This is a genomic window from Cellulomonas sp. KRMCY2 (assembly GCF_000526515.1).
Taxonomy (GTDB): domain Bacteria; phylum Actinomycetota; class Actinomycetes; order Actinomycetales; family Cellulomonadaceae; genus Actinotalea.
Genome location: NZ_JAGF01000001.1, coordinates 2,975,996 through 2,993,189 on the forward strand (window position 1 = coordinate 2,975,996; position 17,194 = coordinate 2,993,189).

The window sequence follows — 17,194 nt, forward strand, 5'->3', positions numbered from 1 at the left end:
ACGTCATGACCGCGGGGTGGGTGCGGTGAGCACGCGAACCCGGACCGTACGCCGGTCGGTCCGGCTCGCCGGGCTGAGCACGCTGCACGCCGTGCGCGGTGCATGGCACCACTGGCGGGCGTCGCTGCAGATCCGCGTCATCACCTCGACCCTCGTGATCGGCATCGCGACGGTCGTCGTGCTCGGCGGCTACCTGTCCGACCGGATTCGCGACGGCATCTTCGAGCAGCGGGTCGGTCAGCTGCTCGAGGAGAGCGCCCGCTCGACCCAGCAGGCCCAGACCACCTTCGACGAAGCCCTCGTCTCGACCGGCGGCCAGGTCTCGGCGCTGTTCGACAGCCTCGTGCCGAGCCTCAAGGTCGGTGGCTCGGCCGAACGTCAGGTGTTCCTGCGGCGCTCGCCCGGCGAGGCCGCACCGCTCGGCGTCAACGACCGACTGACGAGCATCGAGCTCAACAACCTGATCACCCCGGAGCTGCGTGCGGCCGTGCGGTCCTCGGACGTCCAGCGCTGGATGTCCGTCGGGATCCCGTCCGAGGACGGCCAGGCCGTGGAGGCCGGCATCCTGATCGGGTCGGTCGTCGACGTGCCCGCGGCCGGTCAGTACGAGCTGTACTACCTGTACAGCCTGGCCTCCGAGCAGACGTCGCTCGCCTTCATCCAGCGCGTGCTGGGCGTCGCGGGCGTCGGCCTGGTCGTCCTCCTCGGCGCGATGACCTGGCTCGTGACGCGCCAGGCGGTGCACCCGGTGCGTTCTGCGGCCCGGGTGGCAGAGCGGTTGGCCGACGGGCACCTCGCCGAACGGATGATCGTCAAGGGCGTCGACGAGATGGCGACGCTCGCGCGGTCGTTCAACGAGATGGCTGAGAGCCTGCAGGACCAGATCAGCCGGATGGAGGAGCTGTCCCATCTGCAGCGGCGCTTCGTCTCGGACGTCTCGCACGAGCTGCGCACACCGCTGACCACGATCCGGATGGCCGCCGAGGTGATCCACGAAGCGCGCCAGGGCCTCGACCCGGCCGCATCGCGGTCCGCCGAGCTGCTCTGCACCCAGCTCGACCGCTTCGAGGAGCTCCTGGCCGACCTGCTCGAGATCAGCCGTTTCGACGCCGGCGCCGCGATGCTCGACGCCGAGAGCAGGGACCTGCGCGACGTCGTGCTGAACGCGATCGAGCAGGCCGCTCCGCTCGCCGGTCGTCGTGGCGTCTGGCTCAGCGGTGACCTTCCCCCGAAGTCCGTCATCGCCGACGTCGACCCGCGGCGGCTGGAGCGCGTCCTGCGCAACCTGCTCGTCAACGCGATCGAGCACGGTGAGGGCCGGCCGGTCGAGGTCACGATGGCGGCTGACCCCAAGGCGGTCGCCCTGATCGTGCGCGACCACGGCGTCGGCATGACCGAGGACGAGGCCGAGCGCGTCTTCGACCGGTTCTGGCGCGCCGACCCGGCGCGCGCACGCACGACCGGCGGGACCGGCCTCGGCCTGGCGATCTCGATCGAGGACGCGCACCTGCACGGCGGCTGGCTCGAGGCCTGGGGTCGCCCGGGGCAGGGAGCCTGCTTCCGCCTGACCCTGCCGCGGCGCGCCGGCATCACGCTCACCGGGTCACCGCTGCCGCTCGAGCCCGACGTCCACCCGGACGCCCCCGCGGTGTCGTACTCCTCGCACGACGGCAGGCCGGGGCTGGACCCGGCCGGCGTACCCGACCTCGACCGGCTGGAGGCCTGATGACCCGCCGTCGTCGCGTGACCCTCGTCCTCGTGGCCGCAGCGGCCGCGCTGTCGCTGGTCGGTTGCGTCGCGATCCCCATCGACGGCCCGATCCAGGAGGGCGACGTCGTGCCGGCCGAACCCGGTTCGGCGTTCCCTCAGGCGAGCGACCCGCTGCCCGGCGCGAGCCCGGTCGAGATCGTCAACGGCTTCCTCACCGCAGGGGCGGCCGGCCTCTACGACGACTTCGCGGTGGCCCGCAAGTACCTGACCGGCTCGGCGTCGTCGGGCTGGGACCCCCGGGCCGGGGTGATCCTCTACCCGCTGCAGGAGCGCCAGCCGCGCGTCGAGGAGCGTACCGACGGCACGATCCTGGTGAGCATCCCGCTGGCCGCGACCGTCGACGCCGCCGGCGTCTACACCGAGGCGGAGCCTGGTGCGGCCCCACGCGAGCTCGTCTTCGAGCTGATGCGCGACTCCACCGACCAGTGGCGGGTGTCCCAGCTCGACGACGGCGTCGTGATGGCGGCCTCGAGCTTCACGAACCAGTACCGGCGCACCGCTGTGTACTTCGCGAGCCCCGACCGCACCCAGCTCGTGCCCGACCCGCGGTGGTTCCCGACGGCCAAGATCGCGACCTCCGCGGTCAGCGCGCTCCTGGACGGCCCGTCCGCGTGGCTGCGCGACGCGGTCGTCACCGGCGCGCCGGAGGGTGCCCGGCTGAGCACGCCTGCCGTCTCGGTCTCCGCCGAGCGGGTCGCCTCCTTCGACATCAGCTCCCCGGCCGGGCTCGGCGTGGCGGCCGACCGCAACCTGCTGCAGGCGCAGCTCGAGGCCATGCTCCTTCGGCTGCCCGGCACCGTCATCGACGACGTCGTCGTCACAGCGGACGGTCTGCCGTGGGAACCCACGGCGGCGACCTGGGTCCTCGACCGTGACGTCGCGCCGGCCAGCGGCCCGTACGTGCTCCAGGGGGAGCAGCTGGCGGTCCTGGACGGTGGCGAGGTCGTGCCGCTCGAGGGCGTCGCCGTGCTCAACGGCCTCGACGCGAGGGACCCGGCGATCAGCCTGGACGAGCAGATCCGGGTCGTGCTGGACGGGACGCGCCGGCTCATGCTGCTGCCGCCCGACGGCGCGGCCCCGGTCCCGCTGCTGACCGGCAGCCAGCTGATGGCACCCTCGATCGACAGGTACGGCTGGATCTGGACCGGTGAGCAGCTCTCGAGCGGCACGCTCACCGCGGTCCGGGCCGACTCCGAGCTCGTCGAGGTCGCCGCGCAGTGGCTCGAGGGCCGCACCGTGCGCTCGCTGCGGGTCGCTCGGGACGGCGCCCGCGTCGCGATCGTGTCGGCCGGGCCGTCCGAAGGGGACGTCACGGTCGACGTCGCCGCGGTGGTCCGCGACGAGGACGGCACGCCCCGGCTGCTCGGTGAGACCCCCCTGGTGATCGGCGCCGCACTGGTCGATGCCACCGAGGTCGCCTGGGTGGACGAGGTCACGGTGGCGGTGCTGGGTCGCAGCGGTGCCCAGAACGTCCAGATGGTCCACCTGGTCACGCTCGGTGGGCCGACGTCCGCGCTGCCGCTCAAGGACGGCGCCACGGCCATCGCGGCGGGCCGTGGTGACCGGTCGCTGTACCTGGTCGATGCGGAAGGTGCGCTCTTCTCCCTGCAGAGCGGCAGCTGGGTGCGCGAGGCCCTCGGGGTGCGCAGTCCGGTCTTCCCCGGCTGAGCTCAGGCGGGGCGCCGCGTCGTCGACCGGCTCAGCCGTGGGTCGGCCCTGTGGACGGCCCGCGTCACGGCCGGTCCCGGGCCAGTCTTGGGGCATGGACGGGGTCGCGCGCATGCTGGGCCTCGTGCCGCAGGCGGTCCGCGACGTCACCCGCCTCGTGCTGCCCGTCGAGTGCCCCGGCTGCGGCGAGCTCGACGTGCTCGTGTGCCCGGCGTGCGCGGCGGTGCTCTCCGCACCGGTCCGACGGTGCGAGCCGGACGTCCCACGGCTCGACCGGATGGACGGGCGTCCGGCGCTGCCGGTCTGGACCGTCGCGCGCTACGCCGGGCCGACCAGGGGCCTGGTCGTCGGCTGGAAGGACCACGGTCGAGCCGATCTGACCCGGCTCCTCGCGGCGACCGCCCGACGGGCCGGACGGGAGATCGCGCCCGTGCTGGGCGCGGTCGTGGGGACGTCCGAGGTCCTGGTCACGGGGATCCCGTCGTCGCCCGGCGCGCGCCGCCGTCGGGGTGCCGACCTCGTGCGTCTCCTCGCTTCCGCTGCCGCGACCGGGCTGGTCGACGGCGGGCTGAGCGCCCGGGCCGTGCCGGTGCTCGTGCGCCGGCGCGGTGACCGTGACCAGGTCGGCCTCGGCGCCAGGGCGCGTGGCCGCAACACGGCCGGCTCGCTGCGGCTGCGGACCTCCTCGGCCGGGCACGGAGCGCCGTTGCGGGGTCCAGCGCCGGCCGGTCGATGGTGCCTGATCGTGGACGACGTCGTGACGACGGGCAGCACCCTCGCCGCCGCGGACGGTGTTCTGTCCGGTTCCGGTGCACTCGTCCTGGGCGCGCTCGTGATCGCTGCGACACCCCCGCCGTCCTTCACCCGCGGCCCGCTTCTCGCATCTGCTCCGGAGGACTAACGTCAGTCCATGGAGCTGTACCCGGACGCCGACAGCCGCCCGCGAGGGCGCCAGGACGACCGGCCCGGCCCGGATGCCTCCACGAGGAGGTGGTGCTCGCCGTTCGCCCTGTGAGGGTGTGCCCAGCAGTCCACCGGACGGCCCGTGGGCCGTCCCACCCCAGGAGGTCAGCCATGGAGATCGTCGTCGTCGGCCGTCATGCCGAGGTACCCGACAGGTTCCGCCGCCACGTCGAGGAGAAGCTCGCCAAGGTCGAGCAGCTCGCGCCGCGCGCGCAGCGCATCGACGTCGAGGTGACCCACGAGAACAACCCGCGCCAGTCCGACGTGTCGGAGCGGGTCGAGCTGACGATCCGGGGAAAGGGCCCCGTCGTTCGCGCCGAGGCGAGCGCCGACGATCCCTACGCCGCGCTGGACGCCGCGACGACCAAGGTGCTCGAGCGGTTGCGCCGTGTGCGTGACCGGCGCAAGGACCACCACAAGGACACCCCGTTGACCCCGGTCGACGTGCGACCGCCCCTGCCCGAGCCGTCGGTCGCGCCGACCCCGGCCCCGGCTCCGGGTGAGGCCGTGGAGACGGCATGGGGTGACTCGCCCGTCGTGATCCGCGAGAAGCTGCACCGGGCGCAGCCGATGACCCTCGACGACGCGCTGTACGAGATGGAGATGGTGGGCCACGACTTCTACCTGTTCATCGACGCCGAGACCGCACTGCCCTCGGTCGCGTACCGCCGCCGTGGCTGGAGCTACGGGGTGATCCGGCTGGACGCGCCGGTCGTCGCGACCAGCGCTGCGGTCTGACGGCGGCGTCCGGGCCGACCGCCTGGACCGGCGGTCCGGACCGACCGCCCGAACCGGCGGTCACGCCCTCGGGTGCACGGATGTCGGTGCGGGGCGCGAGGATGGGCCGGTGCCCACCTCACGCCCCGCACCGCTGCTCGACGGCCCTGCCCGCGCCATGGCCCGCACGCCCGTCGCGGGCGCTCCACGGCGCTCGGGCGTCCGGAGTCCGGTGGTCGGGGGAGACGAGCTCTCGCTCTCCGCGGCCCGACGGATCGCCTTGCGTGCGCAGGGACTGGATCGACGACGCCGTGCGGCCGACGACGGTCCGGCGCCGACGATGCGCCAGTTCCAGAACGTGGTCGATCGGCTCGGGGTGCTGCAGATCGACTCGGTCAACGTCCTGGCCAGGGCGCAGCTCATGCCGGCCTTCTCCCGGATCGGCCCGTACGACACCGCGCTGCTCGACCGGGCGGCCGGTCGCGCTCCGCGGCGCCTGGTCGAGTGCTGGGCGCACGAGGCGTCCCTCGTCCCCCCGACGACCTACCGGTTGCAGGGCTGGCGCCAGCGCGGCTATCGCGAGTACGCCTGGGGCACGATCCGCGACGTCCCGCTGCAGCACTCCGAGATCCTGACCGAGATCCGGGCGCTGGTCGCGGCCGAGGGCCCGATCACCGCACGTGAGGTGCACGCCCGCTACGAGGCCGAGCACCCGCGGACGCGCACCGAGTGGGGCTGGAACTGGACGGTGGCCAAGCGCGTCCTGGAGTACCTCTTCTTCACCGGGGAGGTGACCTCCGCCCGGCGCAACGCGGCCTTCGAACGGTGCTACGACCTGACCGAGCGCGTCCTGCCGCCCGAGGTGCTGGCGCAGCCCGAGCCGACGGACCAGGACGCGGTGCGCGCTCTGCTCGAGATCGGCGCCCGTGCGCACGGCATCGGGACCGCGGCGTGCTTCGCCGACTACTTCCGGATCAAGCGACCCGCGGCGGTCCGGACGGCTCTCGCCGAGCTCGTCGAGGACGGTGTGCTCCGGCCGGTCACGGTGCGCGGCTGGGGCCGGCCGACCTACCTGCACCGCCATGCGACGCTGCCGCGGACGGCGTCCGGCCGGGCGCTGCTGAGCCCGTTCGACCCGCTCGTCTTCGAGCGGCGGCGGCTCGAGGAGCTCTTCGGCCTGCGGTACCGGATCGAGATCTACGTCCCGGCGGCCGACCGGGTGCACGGCTACTACGTCCTGCCGTTCCTGCTCGGCGAGCGGATCGCCGCGCGGGTGGACCTCAAGGCCGACCGGCAGGGCGGGGTCCTGCGGGTGCACGCGGCACACAGCGAGCCGACTGCGCCACCGTCGACAGTCACCGAGCTGGCCGCCGAGCTGGGGGAGATGGCCGTCTGGCTGGGTCTGTCCGGGGTGACGGTGCCGGATGACGCGGCGGGTGATCTCGTCGCGCCGCTGCGGCAGGTGGTCGGTCCCGGCGCCGGTGGTGCGGTCGGCTGAGGGCTGGCTCGGGGTCCGTGCGCGGTCGGCGGACGGGCCTCGGCGGGTGCGGTGGTCATCCAGCGGCCCGCCTCGCCTACGATGGACGTTGGTCTGCGCTGACCGCGCGTCTCTGAGGTGTGCGGTCCGAGGCCGACCCGCCGCCGCCCGGCGCGGGAAGCTGACGAGTCTGGAGCTAGCGTGCCCTCGATCCTCGACAAGGTCCTGCGCATCGGTGAGGGCCGGATCGTCAAGAAGCTCAGTGGCATCGCCGGCCAGGTCAATGCGCTCGAGGACAGCTTCACGGCGCTGTCCGACGCGGAGCTGCGCGAGGAGACGGACCGGTTCAAGGCCCGCCTCGCCGAGGGTGAGACAGTCGACGACCTGCTGCCCGAGGCCTTCGCCGCGGTCCGCGAAGCGGCCCGTCGGACCCTCGGCCAGCGGCACTTCGACGTCCAGATCATGGGCGGTGGGGCGCTGCACCTCGGCAACATCGCCGAGATGAAGACCGGTGAGGGCAAGACCCTGGTCGCCACGCTGCCGGCGTACCTCAATGCGCTCAACGGCAAGGGCGTGCACATCGTCACGGTCAACGACTACCTCGCCGAGTACCAGAGCGACCTGATGGGTCGCGTGTTCCGCTTCCTGGGCCTGACGACGGGCTGCATCCTGTCGGGTCAGAAGCCCGAGGAGCGCAGGGCCCAGTACGAGGCGGACATCACCTACGGCACGAACAACGAGTTCGGCTTCGACTACCTGCGCGACAACATGGCATGGCGCCCCGAGGAGCTCGTCCAGCGTGGCCACCACTATGCGATCGTCGACGAGGTCGACTCGATCCTGATCGACGAGGCACGGACGCCGCTGATCATCTCCGGCCCCGCGGCCGGTGACGCCAACAAGTGGTACGGCGAGTTCGCCAAGGTCGCGCGACGCCTGGTCGCCGAGGTCGACTACGAGGTCGACGAGAAGAAGCGCACGATCGGCGTCCTGGAGCCCGGGATCGGCAAGGTCGAGGACCACCTGGGCATCGAGAACCTCTACGAGTCGCTCAACACCCCGCTGATCGGGTTCCTCAACAACGCGATCAAGGCCAAGGAGCTCTTCAAGCGCGACAAGGACTACGTCGTGCTGAACGGCGAGGTGCTCATCGTCGACGAGCACACCGGCCGGATGCTGCCTGGCCGTCGCTACAACGAGGGGATGCACCAGGCGATCGAGGCGAAGGAAGGGGTCGTGATCAAGGCGGAGAACCAGACCCTCGCCACGATCACCCTGCAGAACTACTTCCGGCTCTACGGGAAGCTCTCCGGCATGACCGGTACGGCCCAGACCGAGGCGGCCGAGCTCCAGTCGACCTACAGCCTCGGCGTGGTCCCGATCCCGACGAACAAGCCGATGCTGCGCCTCGACAAGTCCGACCTCGTGTACAAGAACGAGGAGGTCAAGTACACGGCGGTCGTCGCGGACATCGTCGAGCGGCACGCGGCGGGCCAGCCCGTCCTCGTCGGTACGGTCAGCGTCGAGAAGAGCGAGCTGCTCTCGCGGCTGCTGCGCAAGCAGGGTGTCCCGCACGAGGTCCTCAACGCCAAGCAGCACGCTCGTGAGGCTTCGATCGTCGCCCAGGCCGGGCGCAAGGGCGCGGTGACCGTCGCGACGAACATGGCCGGCCGCGGTACCGACATCATGCTCGGCGGCAATGCGGAGTTCATGGCCGTCACGGACCTCGCCGCCCGCGGGCTCGACCCGGCCGAGCAGCCGGAGGACTACGAGGCGGCCTGGCCCGCAGCCATCGAGGCCGCCCGCGAGGCGGTCGCCGCAGAGCACGAGGAGGTCGTCGAGCTCGGCGGGCTGTACGTGCTGGGCACCGAGCGGCACGAGTCACGGCGCATCGACAACCAGCTGCGCGGACGGTCGGGCCGTCAGGGCGACCCGGGGGAGTCGCGGTTCTACCTCTCGATGACCGACGACCTGATGCGGCTCTTCAACTCCGGCCTCGCCGAGTCGATGATGAACCGGGCCGGCTTCCCGGACGACATGCCGCTCGAGTCCAAGATCGTCACACGTGGCATCCAGAGCGCCCAGTCGCAGGTCGAGTCGCGCAACTTCGAGATCCGCAAGAACGTCCTGAAGTACGACGACGTCATGTCGCGTCAGCGCTCGGTCATCTACGCCGAGCGCCGCCGAGTCCTCGAGGGCGAGGACATGGCCGAGCAGATCCAGCACTTCATCGGCGACGTGGTCACCGCGTACGTCGAAGGCGCCACCCAGGACGGCACCCCGGAGAAGTGGGACCTCGACGGTCTGTGGACCGCCCTCAAGGCGGTCTACCCGGCGTCGGTCACGCCGGACGAGGTCGTCGAGGAGGCCGGCGGTCCGACCCGCCTCACGCACGACTTCCTGCTCGAGGAGGTCATCTCCGACGCGAAGCACGCCTACGCAGCCCGCGAGGAGCAGATCGGCACCGAGAACATGCGCCAGCTCGAGCGGCGCGTCGTGCTCTCGGTGCTCGACCGGAAGTGGCGCGAGCACCTGTACGAGATGGACTACCTCAAGGACGGCATCGGGCTGCGCGCGATGGCCCAGCGCGACCCGCTGGTCGAGTACCAGCGTGAGGGTTTCCAGCTCTTCGCGGCGATGACCGAGGCGATCAAGGAGGAGTCCGTCACCTTCCTGTTCAACCTCGAGGTCAAGGTCGCCGTGCCGGAGGAGGCCGAGGCCGCCGGCGACGACGCCGAGCCGGCTGCCGCGCCCGAGGCCGCGCCGGTGGCCGGACCGGCGGCGACGGCGGCGGCCGAGGTGCCCAGCAAGCGGGCCAGGTCCGCTGCCCGCACCGCTGCCGGAGCCGAGGCGGCGTCAGCGCGCGCGGCCGAGGCGGTTGAGGCGGCGAAGGCGACAGCAGCGGCACCGCGACCCCGTGTCGCCACCCCGACCCTCATCGCCAAGGGCCTCGACGGCCCTGAGCGTCGGGTGCCGCTGCAGTACTCCGCGCCCAGTGTGGACGGCGACGCCGCTCCGCTGGTCACGCTCGGTGGGGCTGTGGCCGCCGAGAAGGACGGCCAGACCTACCCGGGAACCCCGCGCAACGCGCAGTGCCCCTGCGGGTCGGGCAAGAAGTACAAGGTCTGCCACGGCAAGAACGAGGACTGACGCGCTGTCGCCGGTCGTGCCGCTCGGTGAGCGCGCGACCGGTCAGCCGATCTGAAGGACCGTCGCCCGCCAGTGGCCGCGGTGCACCTCGAGGCGCACCGCGGCGGCGCGGACGCGCGCTCCGTCGTGCACCACGACGCTTGCCTCCACCGTCGTCGGGCTGATCCACGACAGATGGGTGCGACGCACGGTCGGGTTGCGGACTGCCCTCGGCGTCGAGGTGCCGGTCGCGGTCCGGTTGCCTGCGGGTCCGGTGCGCGCGGCCCGGCTGCTCGCCGCACGGCTGCTCGCCGCACCGGAGAGGGCGGCCGGTGCTGCCCGCTCCGCGAGGGCGTCGAAGATCTCGGGGCTCACCCATCGTTGGAGCTGCGCCAGTGATCGACCACCACCCAGGGCCTGCACGGCTGCCAGGACCAGCGATCCGCACAGCCGGGTCGGGTCCGGCAGCGGCTCGCGCGATCCGGTGGCGTGCGGAGCCGGGACCGGCCACAGACTGTCGGTCACCGGTGACAGGACGGAGCGCACCGTCGGCTGGTCGAGCGCCGCGAGGGCGGTGACCAGCGGCGCGGCCGTCGGTTCGGGGATCGGCGGCAGGAGGAGTCGTGGCGCGGTCGGGACACGTCCCGGGTCGCCCGGGGCGATCGACCTCGTGGTGGCGGGCCGCGTGGTGCCGGGCCCCGGGTCGGCGGACCGTCGGGCGGCACGGCTGGGCACGGACAGCGTCGCGGCGGTCATGGCTGCTCCTCGTCGGGTGTCGCGGACAGGTACTCCGCCGGGACCACCAGGCACTGCCCCGGGCGGATGAGGTCGGGGTCGTCGCCGATGACGGTGCGGTTCGCGTCGTGCCAGCGCGGCCAGGCCGCCGCGATGGCGGCGTCCGAGGCGCCGGGCAGTCGGCGTGCGGCGATCGCCCACAGGCTGTCTCCGGCGGCAACGATCACGGTCGTGGACAGGGTGTCGGTGGTGTCGGTGGCGCCGGTGGCGCCGGTGGGAACGGTGGTGTCGGTGGTGTCGGTGACGCCGGTCGGCACGGCGCCGTCGGTGGCGGCCGCAGGGCCGGCCGGCGGAGGTGCTGACGGCGGCGCCGTCTCGGCAGGGACCGCGGCAGCGGACGATGCGTTGGCCGGGGACGATGCGTGGGCCGGTGGGGCGAGCGAGCCGGGGCCGGGCCGGATCGTCGCGGTGGTGATGTCGGCGGGGTCGGGTTCCGAGTCGATCGCCGCGGTGGACGCGGTCGTGATCGCCCAGCCGAGGTCGATCTCGCTCGCGGTCGCGACGCCGGAGGCAGCGGCGAGACCGAGGCCCGTGCCGACCGTCACGGCGACGGCGCGACGGAGCACCGCAGGGGTGAGCAGCGCAGCGGCCGCCTCGATGCGCCGCGCCGACCGGCCGAGCCCCGCGACGGCGGCCCCGGCGGCGAGCAGGAGGCAGCCGATGGTCAGCAGGCCGCCGGCGACCGTGCCCAGGCTCAGGACCGCGGCTGCCACGGCTGCGTCCACGGCGAGCGGTCCGCGACCTACCTGCTCGATCGCCGTGAGCGCTCCGAGCGCCAGGCCACCGGTCGCGGTGCCGGCGCTCGCCGCCGCCAGGCTCGACCGGATGAGTCCCGTCCGCGCGGTGCCCGCTGTCGTCGTCCCCATGACGAGCGTCCTTCCGATGCCTTCGAGCATGTTGGCATCATTTGATGCCGTTTGATGTTGCTAGATACTGATGGATAGGGCGCGATCTGTCCAGACACGGTGGCTGCCTGTGGACGGGGCGATCTGGTGGCTGCCTGTGGACGGGGCGTTGCGGTGGTCGTCGGGCAGTGCCGTCGCGGCCCGCCCGGCCCGTGGTGCTGGTGCACGCGGCTACGGTGTGCGGGTGCGCTGGGACGGGTTGTTCGCCGATCTCGAGGCGCAGCTGGGCGCCGCTGCGGTCCAGGACCGCGCCCTCGAGGTGTCCGAGCTGACCCGCGCCGAGCGCGCGACGGTGCTGCTCGTCGACCGGCTACGCGGTAGCCAGGGTGCTGTCGTCACGGTCGTGGTGCGCACAGGTGCGCGCGTGAGCGGCGTCCTGACCGACGTCGGGTCGGCGTGGCTCCTGGTCGTGGACGGGTCCCGTGAGCACCTCGTCCCGGCCTGGGCGGTGGTGGGTGTCGCGGGTCTTCGGGACGGAGCCGCGCCGCCGGAGGCCGTCGCCCTGCGTCGGCTGGGTCTCGGTCACGCGCTGCGTGCGATCGCCCGGGACCGGAGCATAGTCCAGGTCGTGACCCTGGCCGCGACGACGCTCGGCCGGATCGACGCGGTCGGCGCCGATCACTTCGACCTTGCGGCGACCCTGGACGACTCGGGCCGCACGACCGGCACTCGGCAGGCGATCGCCTTTGCCGGGCTAGAGCTGGTGAGCAGCGTCTGAGGGCTGGTGCTCGTCGACGCCGCCGAGGTCGCGCGGCCGCACGGCCTGCGCCGGTGCGCCCGGCCCGCCACCGACCCTGGACCGCGACTGCGCGTACAGCCGCTGGATGTAGGCCTCGAGCTCGGTGGCCTCGATGCGCCAGATAGCCCGTGGGCCGATCTGGATCGCCGGGAGCTCGCCGCTGCGCACCAGGGCGTAGGCCTGGGCGGCGGAGATGTTCAGCACCTCGGTGACGTCAGCCAGGGTGAGGAATCGAGCGGCCATGGCCGAAGTCTGGCACGAGCCCCGCGCGCAGGGTGGTTGTCCACACGGGTGGGCGCCCAGGTCGTCACGAGCCCCGCACTACCGGCATGATGTGGGGCACATCGGCCGGAACGGCACGATGCGGACACATCGACCGGGGCCGAGCGGCGACGCAGTGCGCTGCGGGCCCGCACACGCGCCCCGACGGGGCAGCAGGGGGCGGTAGACGGACATGGCCACGGTGCAGCACGCCCCCAGCCCGCCCAGCCCTCCGGCCATGCGCCTGAGGAGGCCCGGGTGGCGGGACCCGCGCCTGCTCCTCGGCATCGTCCTGATCGGAGCCTCCGTCGCGCTCGGCTCAGGGCTGGTCTCGGCGGCCGGCCGGACGACGCCCGTGTACGTCGCCGACGGTCCCCTGGTGGCAGGTGAGCCGGTCCAGGTCGACCGGCTCCTGGTCCGCGAGGTCCGACTGCAGGAGGGCCTCGACCGCTACCTGCGTGCCGACGAGGACCTGCCGGTGGACCTGGTGACGACGCGCACCGTCGGCGACGGGGAGATCGTCCCGCTGTCGGCCGTCGCCCGCGGCAGCGACCTCGACGTCCGACCCGTGGCCATCACGCCGAGCGCACCGCTGACCAGCGCAGTCGTCGAGGGTTCGACAGTCGACCTCTGGTTCGTCCCGGCGCCCGACGGGCCGTACACCGAGGGCTCCGGCGGTGCGGCCGACGGGTCGACAGCGGTGACGGACACCGCAGTACCGGCAGCCGGGCCACGCCAGCTCGCCGCCGGGCTGACCGTCGCGGAGGTCTCCGAGCCAGGCGGTGCCCTTGTCGTCGGCGCAGCGATGACGGTGCACGTCCTGGTCCCGGTCGACCAGCTGCCGGCCCTCCTGACCGCTCTGGCTGCCGACGGGTCGGTCGAGGTGGTGCACGTGCCCGGCGCACCGCAGTCGTGACGACCGGCGTGCTGTGCGCCGTCCGCGGCGCAGCCGAGACCGCCGTCGTGCGTGGCATCGGAGCCGGCGGTGGGCAGCTCGAGGTCACGCGTCGGTGTGCCGATCTCGCCGAGCTCCTCGCCTCGGCCGCCGCGGGTCTCGGACAGGTCGCCGTGCTGTCCGCCGACCTGCCCGGACTCGACCGCGAGGCGGTCAACCACCTGCACGGCTCCGGGGTGTGGGTCGTCGCGCTCGCCGATCAGCACCGCGGCTGGCAGGGTGCGCGGTTGCGGCTGCTCGGCGTCGACGTGGTCCTGGAGGGTCCCGACACCGAGCAGACAGTGGCCGGAGCGGTGTCTGCGGTGATCGACGCGGCCCAGCGGGGCGTGCGTCCCGGTGGGCTGACGGTCGAGCCCGGAGCGGCGCCGGACCACCAGGAGGGCGCGACGCCCGGCGACCCGGCGCCGGCCGCACCCGGTGCTCGCGCGGGACGCCCGGCAGCCGCTGCAGGGTCACCCGGTGCGGGCGGCACGGCGGATCCGGCCTGCGAGCCGGACGCTGCGTCCCGACAGCCCGGCGTGGTGATCGCGGTGTGGGGACCGACCGGGGCACCGGGGCGGACCACCGTCGCCCTCAACCTGGCCGCGGAGCTCGCAGCGCGTCCCGGCGGCGCCGGGGGTGCGCTGATCGTCGACGCGGACACCTACGGCGGGACGGTTGCACAGATGCTCGGCCTGCTCGACGAGGCACCGGGCATCGCAGCGGCTGCTCGGGCGGCTGGGACAGGCCGGCTCGACGCGGTCGCCCTCGCGGGGCTCACGCCGATGCTGGACGGTGGCCTACGGGTGCTGACCGGGATCAGCCGAGCGGCCCGATGGCCGGAGGTCTCGGCGTCGAGCCTCGAGGTGGTGTGGGCGGCTGCGCGTGACCTCGCGGCGTGGACCGTCGTGGACTGCGGGTTCGGCCTCGAGCAGGACGAGGTCCTGAGCTACGACACGCGGGCTCCGCACCGCAACGCAGCAACCCTGTCGGCGCTGGCGGAGGCGGATGTCGTCGTCGTGGTCGGCGGCGGGGACCCGATCGGGCTCCAGCGCCTCGTGCGTGGCCTGGGCGACCTGACCGACGCCGGGGTGCCGTCGTTCGGTCGGTACGTGGTCGTCAACCGGGTTCGGGCGTCCGCGAGCGGACCGCACCCGGGTGCGGCGATCCGCGACGCGCTGCTGCGGTACGCCGGCGTGACCGACGCGCACCTCGTCCCGGAGGACCGCGCCGCGTGCGACGGCGCCGTCCTCGCCGCGCGCACCCTGCGCGAGCACGCCCCGGCCTCACCGGCGCGCCGCGCCGTCGCGGCACTCGCCGGCGTGATCGCACCCGTCCGCACCGGCGTGGGGGCACACTGATCACTGTGCGCATCTACCTGCCGTCCACCGTGTCCGAGCTCGGTGCCAAGGGCGGCCTCGGCCCGAGGGTCGTGCATGCCGTGACGGCCGCGCTGCGTGCCGCGCTGCCAGAGGAGGACGAGGAGGGCCTGGAGTACGCGGCCCAGCTCCTCGCGGCCGATGCGAGCCTCGAACGCCTCGACGGTGCCCCTGCCGGGTCCCGGCGCCGCGTCGTGGTGGCTGCCGATGTGCCGGAGGCCGTGGTGGAGTCGATCGACGCGGACGAGGATCATGCGCCGAGCGCGGTCCGGCTGACGACCTCGATCGGCTGGGACGACGTCGCGTGCGCACACGTCGACGAGATCGCCGCGGAGCCCGACATCGTGGCGGCCCTCGCCGGAGACATGGAGGCGGCCGAGCACCTGGCCGAACGCGACATGCTCTGGTACGACGTGAGCGAGCTGGGCCGGCTAGCAGCCAAGATGGCCCGCGGCTGAGCCGACGCGCTCCGGTCAGGCCGCGCTCCGGTCAGGCCGTCGCCGCGCCGGTCACTGCTCGACGGTGGGTGCGAGCAGCGCGAGGACCTGGTCGTGCAGGAGGCCGTTCGTCACCAGCGCCGAGCCCCCGAACGGGCCCGGGACGCCACTGACCGAGGTGAACGTGCCGCCCGCCTCCGTCACGATGGGCACCAGCGCGGCCATGTCGTGCAGGGCCAGCTCCGGCTCGGCCGCGATGTCGACGGCCCCCTCGGCAACGAGCACATACGACCAGAAGTCGCCGTAGCCTCGGGTGCGCCACACCGAACGGGTCAGGTCGAGGAACACGTCGAGGCGACCCTGGTCCTCCCAGCCGCTCAGGCTCGAGTAGGACAGTGACGCGTCCTCGAGCCGGTCGACCTGGGAGACCTGCAGCCGGCTCGCGGCCGCGAGCGACTTGCCGGTCCACGCCCCGGACCCGTTCGCTGCCCACCAGCGGCGACCCAGTGCGGGTGCGCTGACCAGGCCGAGCACGACCTGGCCGGCGTCGATCAGGGCGATCAGGGTCGCCCAGACCGGCACCCCGCGGACGAAGTTCTTGGTCCCGTCGATCGGGTCGATGACCCACTGCCGCGGGCCGTGCCCGGTGTCCGGCAGCTCCTCGCCCATCACGGCGTCGCGCGGCCTGGTCCTGGCGAGCTGGGACCTGACGATCTCCTCGGCGTACCGGTCGGCGTCGGTGACCGGCGTGGTGTCCGGCTTCGTCTCGACCACCAGGTCCTGGGCGCGGAACCGGGACATGGTCATCGAGTCGACCTGGTCGGCGATCACGTGGGCGAGGCGGAGGTCGTCGTCGTACCCGGAACGCACGGTCATGGCTGCAACCTATCGTCCGGTGGGGTCGGGCCGGGGGACGCTCAGAGGGTGTCTGCCGTCCGTGCGGAGAGCAGCCGACGCATCGAGTCGACCCTGGCAGCCCTGGCGTCGAGCTGATCCGGAGCCGCCTGCGCGACCCAGTCGTCCAGGGCGCAGTCCGGCGCGTCGGCGGCGTGCGTGCACCCGCGCGGGCACAGCTCGGTCGCGACGGCTGCCAGGTCGCCGAAGGCCGCGAGCAGGCTGTCCACCTGGACGTGCGCGAGCCCGAACGACCGGACCCCTGGGGTGTCGATCACCCACCCGCTGTGGTCGGGCAGCCGGAGGGCCACGGCCGAGGACGACGTGTGCCGGCCACGCCCCGTCACGTCGTTGACCACGCCGGTCGCACGCGCGGCGTCCGGGACGAGCGTGTTGACCAGCGTCGACTTCCCGACGCCCGAGTGGCCCACGAGCACCGACGTCCGCCCCGCCAGGCGCCCCCGCAGGTCGTCGAGCCCGTTGATCTGGCGTGCGGCTCCCGAGCCCCGGCCGAGGTCACCGCCCGAACCGCCGGGCAGCGAGGTGACGACGACGTCGACGCCGATCGGCGCGTACATCGCCACGAGCTCGGCCGGGTCGGCGAGGTCCGCCTTGGTCAGGCACAGCAACGCGTCCATGCCGGCGTCGTAGGCGGCGACGACACACCTGTCGATCATGCGCGTCCGGGGTTCCGGATCGGCCAGCGCGGTGACGATCACGAGCTGGTGGGCGTTGGCGACGATCACGCGCTCGACCGGGTCCGTGTCGTCGGCGGTGCGCCGCAGCAGGGTCCGCCGCGGGGTGATCCGTACGATGCGCGCGAGCGAGCCCGTGTGACCGCTGGTGTCGCCGACGACGTCGACCAGGTCCCCGCACACGACGCGGTCACGACCGAGCTCGCGGGCCTTCATCGCCGTGACGATCCGCTCGTCGGGGCTGTCGGGTGCGACCAGGAGCGTGTAGCGGCCGCGGTCGACGCCGGTGACGAGCCCGTGGTCGGCGTCCTCGTGACCCGGTCGCTGCTTGGTGCGGGGGCGTGAGCCGTGCGGGTTCGGGCGGGTCCGGACGTCCCGCTCGTCGTACCTGCTGGAGTCCTGGCGACTCATCGCCGCACCACGCTCGCCCG

Annotated in this window: 15 protein-coding genes; 10 read left to right on the forward strand and 5 right to left on the reverse strand. The window is 73.3% G+C overall.

Features of this window, described 5'->3' with window-relative positions:
- The first annotated feature begins 25 nt into the window (after nucleotides 1-25).
- From mtrB to secA, 6 genes are all read left to right on the forward strand, one after another.
- Nucleotides 26-1,726: an MtrAB system histidine kinase MtrB gene (mtrB, locus tag K415_RS0114055; protein WP_304412748.1), complete on the forward strand. Its 1,701-nt coding sequence runs from the start codon at nucleotides 26-28 to the stop codon at nucleotides 1,724-1,726.
- Nucleotides 1,726-3,438: an LpqB family beta-propeller domain-containing protein gene (locus tag K415_RS0114060; protein ID WP_051480597.1), complete on the forward strand. Its 1,713-nt coding sequence runs from the start codon at nucleotides 1,726-1,728 to the stop codon at nucleotides 3,436-3,438. Before mtrB ends, K415_RS0114060 begins: the two co-directional genes overlap by 1 nt.
- A gap of 94 nt (nucleotides 3,439-3,532) precedes the next feature.
- Nucleotides 3,533-4,339 (forward strand): ComF family protein, encoded by an 807-nt coding sequence (locus tag K415_RS0114065; protein ID WP_024287684.1) that lies wholly within the window; start codon nucleotides 3,533-3,535, stop codon nucleotides 4,337-4,339.
- Between the two features lie 173 nt (nucleotides 4,340-4,512).
- On the forward strand, nucleotides 4,513-5,139 hold the full coding sequence (gene hpf, locus K415_RS0114070; RefSeq protein ID WP_024287685.1) for a ribosome hibernation-promoting factor, HPF/YfiA family: 627 nt from the start codon (nucleotides 4,513-4,515) through the stop codon (nucleotides 5,137-5,139).
- A gap of 109 nt (nucleotides 5,140-5,248) precedes the next feature.
- Nucleotides 5,249-6,616 carry a winged helix-turn-helix domain-containing protein gene (locus K415_RS0114075; RefSeq protein WP_231494901.1) on the forward strand — a complete coding sequence of 456 codons (1,368 nt, stop codon included), beginning with the start codon at nucleotides 5,249-5,251 and terminating at the stop codon, nucleotides 6,614-6,616.
- Between the two features lie 180 nt (nucleotides 6,617-6,796).
- A complete protein-coding gene (gene secA / locus K415_RS0114080; protein WP_024287687.1) occupies nucleotides 6,797-9,745 on the forward strand; it encodes a preprotein translocase subunit SecA in 2,949 nt (982 codons plus the stop codon).
- 42 nt (nucleotides 9,746-9,787) lie between these two features.
- Here secA and K415_RS22915 read toward each other — a convergent pair whose 3' ends face one another.
- Nucleotides 9,788-10,480: an Rv3235 family protein gene (locus K415_RS22915; protein WP_024287688.1), complete on the reverse strand. Its 693-nt coding sequence runs from the start codon at nucleotides 10,478-10,480 to the stop codon at nucleotides 9,788-9,790.
- Complete coding sequence (locus K415_RS0114090) at nucleotides 10,477-11,415, reverse strand: LysM peptidoglycan-binding domain-containing protein (RefSeq protein WP_024287689.1); 939 nt, start codon at nucleotides 11,413-11,415, stop codon at nucleotides 10,477-10,479. The genes K415_RS22915 and K415_RS0114090 overlap by 4 nt, the downstream gene beginning before the upstream one ends.
- Nucleotides 11,416-11,494: 79 nt before the next feature.
- Here K415_RS0114090 and K415_RS0114095 point away from each other — a divergent pair, with 79 nt between their 5' ends.
- Nucleotides 11,495-12,142, forward strand: a complete 648-nt coding sequence (locus K415_RS0114095; RefSeq protein ID WP_051480599.1) for a hypothetical protein — start codon at nucleotides 11,495-11,497, stop codon at nucleotides 12,140-12,142.
- Here the strand turns inward: K415_RS0114095 and K415_RS0114100 are convergent.
- Nucleotides 12,119-12,406 carry a helix-turn-helix domain-containing protein gene (locus tag K415_RS0114100; RefSeq protein ID WP_024287691.1) on the reverse strand — a complete coding sequence of 96 codons (288 nt, stop codon included), beginning with the start codon at nucleotides 12,404-12,406 and terminating at the stop codon, nucleotides 12,119-12,121. The genes K415_RS0114095 and K415_RS0114100 overlap by 24 nt on opposite strands.
- A 256-nt stretch (nucleotides 12,407-12,662) precedes the next feature.
- Between K415_RS0114100 and K415_RS0114105 the strand changes: the two genes are divergently transcribed.
- From K415_RS0114105 to K415_RS0114115, 3 genes are read left to right on the forward strand one after another with little or no spacing between them, the layout of a single operon-like run.
- A complete protein-coding gene (locus K415_RS0114105) occupies nucleotides 12,663-13,340 on the forward strand; it encodes a hypothetical protein (protein WP_231494902.1) in 678 nt (225 codons plus the stop codon).
- Entirely contained in the window at nucleotides 13,337-14,719 is a 1,383-nt protein-coding gene (locus K415_RS0114110) for a hypothetical protein (RefSeq protein ID WP_024287693.1), read from the forward strand. The genes K415_RS0114105 and K415_RS0114110 overlap by 4 nt, the downstream gene beginning before the upstream one ends.
- A 5-nt stretch (nucleotides 14,720-14,724) precedes the next feature.
- On the forward strand, nucleotides 14,725-15,195 hold the full coding sequence (locus K415_RS0114115) for a hypothetical protein (protein ID WP_024287694.1): 471 nt from the start codon (nucleotides 14,725-14,727) through the stop codon (nucleotides 15,193-15,195).
- 51 nt (nucleotides 15,196-15,246) lie between these two features.
- Here K415_RS0114115 and hisN read toward each other — a convergent pair whose 3' ends face one another.
- Complete coding sequence (hisN, locus tag K415_RS0114120; RefSeq protein ID WP_024287695.1) at nucleotides 15,247-16,050, reverse strand: histidinol-phosphatase; 804 nt, start codon at nucleotides 16,048-16,050, stop codon at nucleotides 15,247-15,249.
- A gap of 41 nt (nucleotides 16,051-16,091) precedes the next feature.
- Nucleotides 16,092-17,174 carry a ribosome small subunit-dependent GTPase A gene (rsgA, locus tag K415_RS0114125; RefSeq protein ID WP_024287696.1) on the reverse strand — a complete coding sequence of 361 codons (1,083 nt, stop codon included), beginning with the start codon at nucleotides 17,172-17,174 and terminating at the stop codon, nucleotides 16,092-16,094.
- Nucleotides 17,175-17,194: the final 20 nt, after the last annotated feature.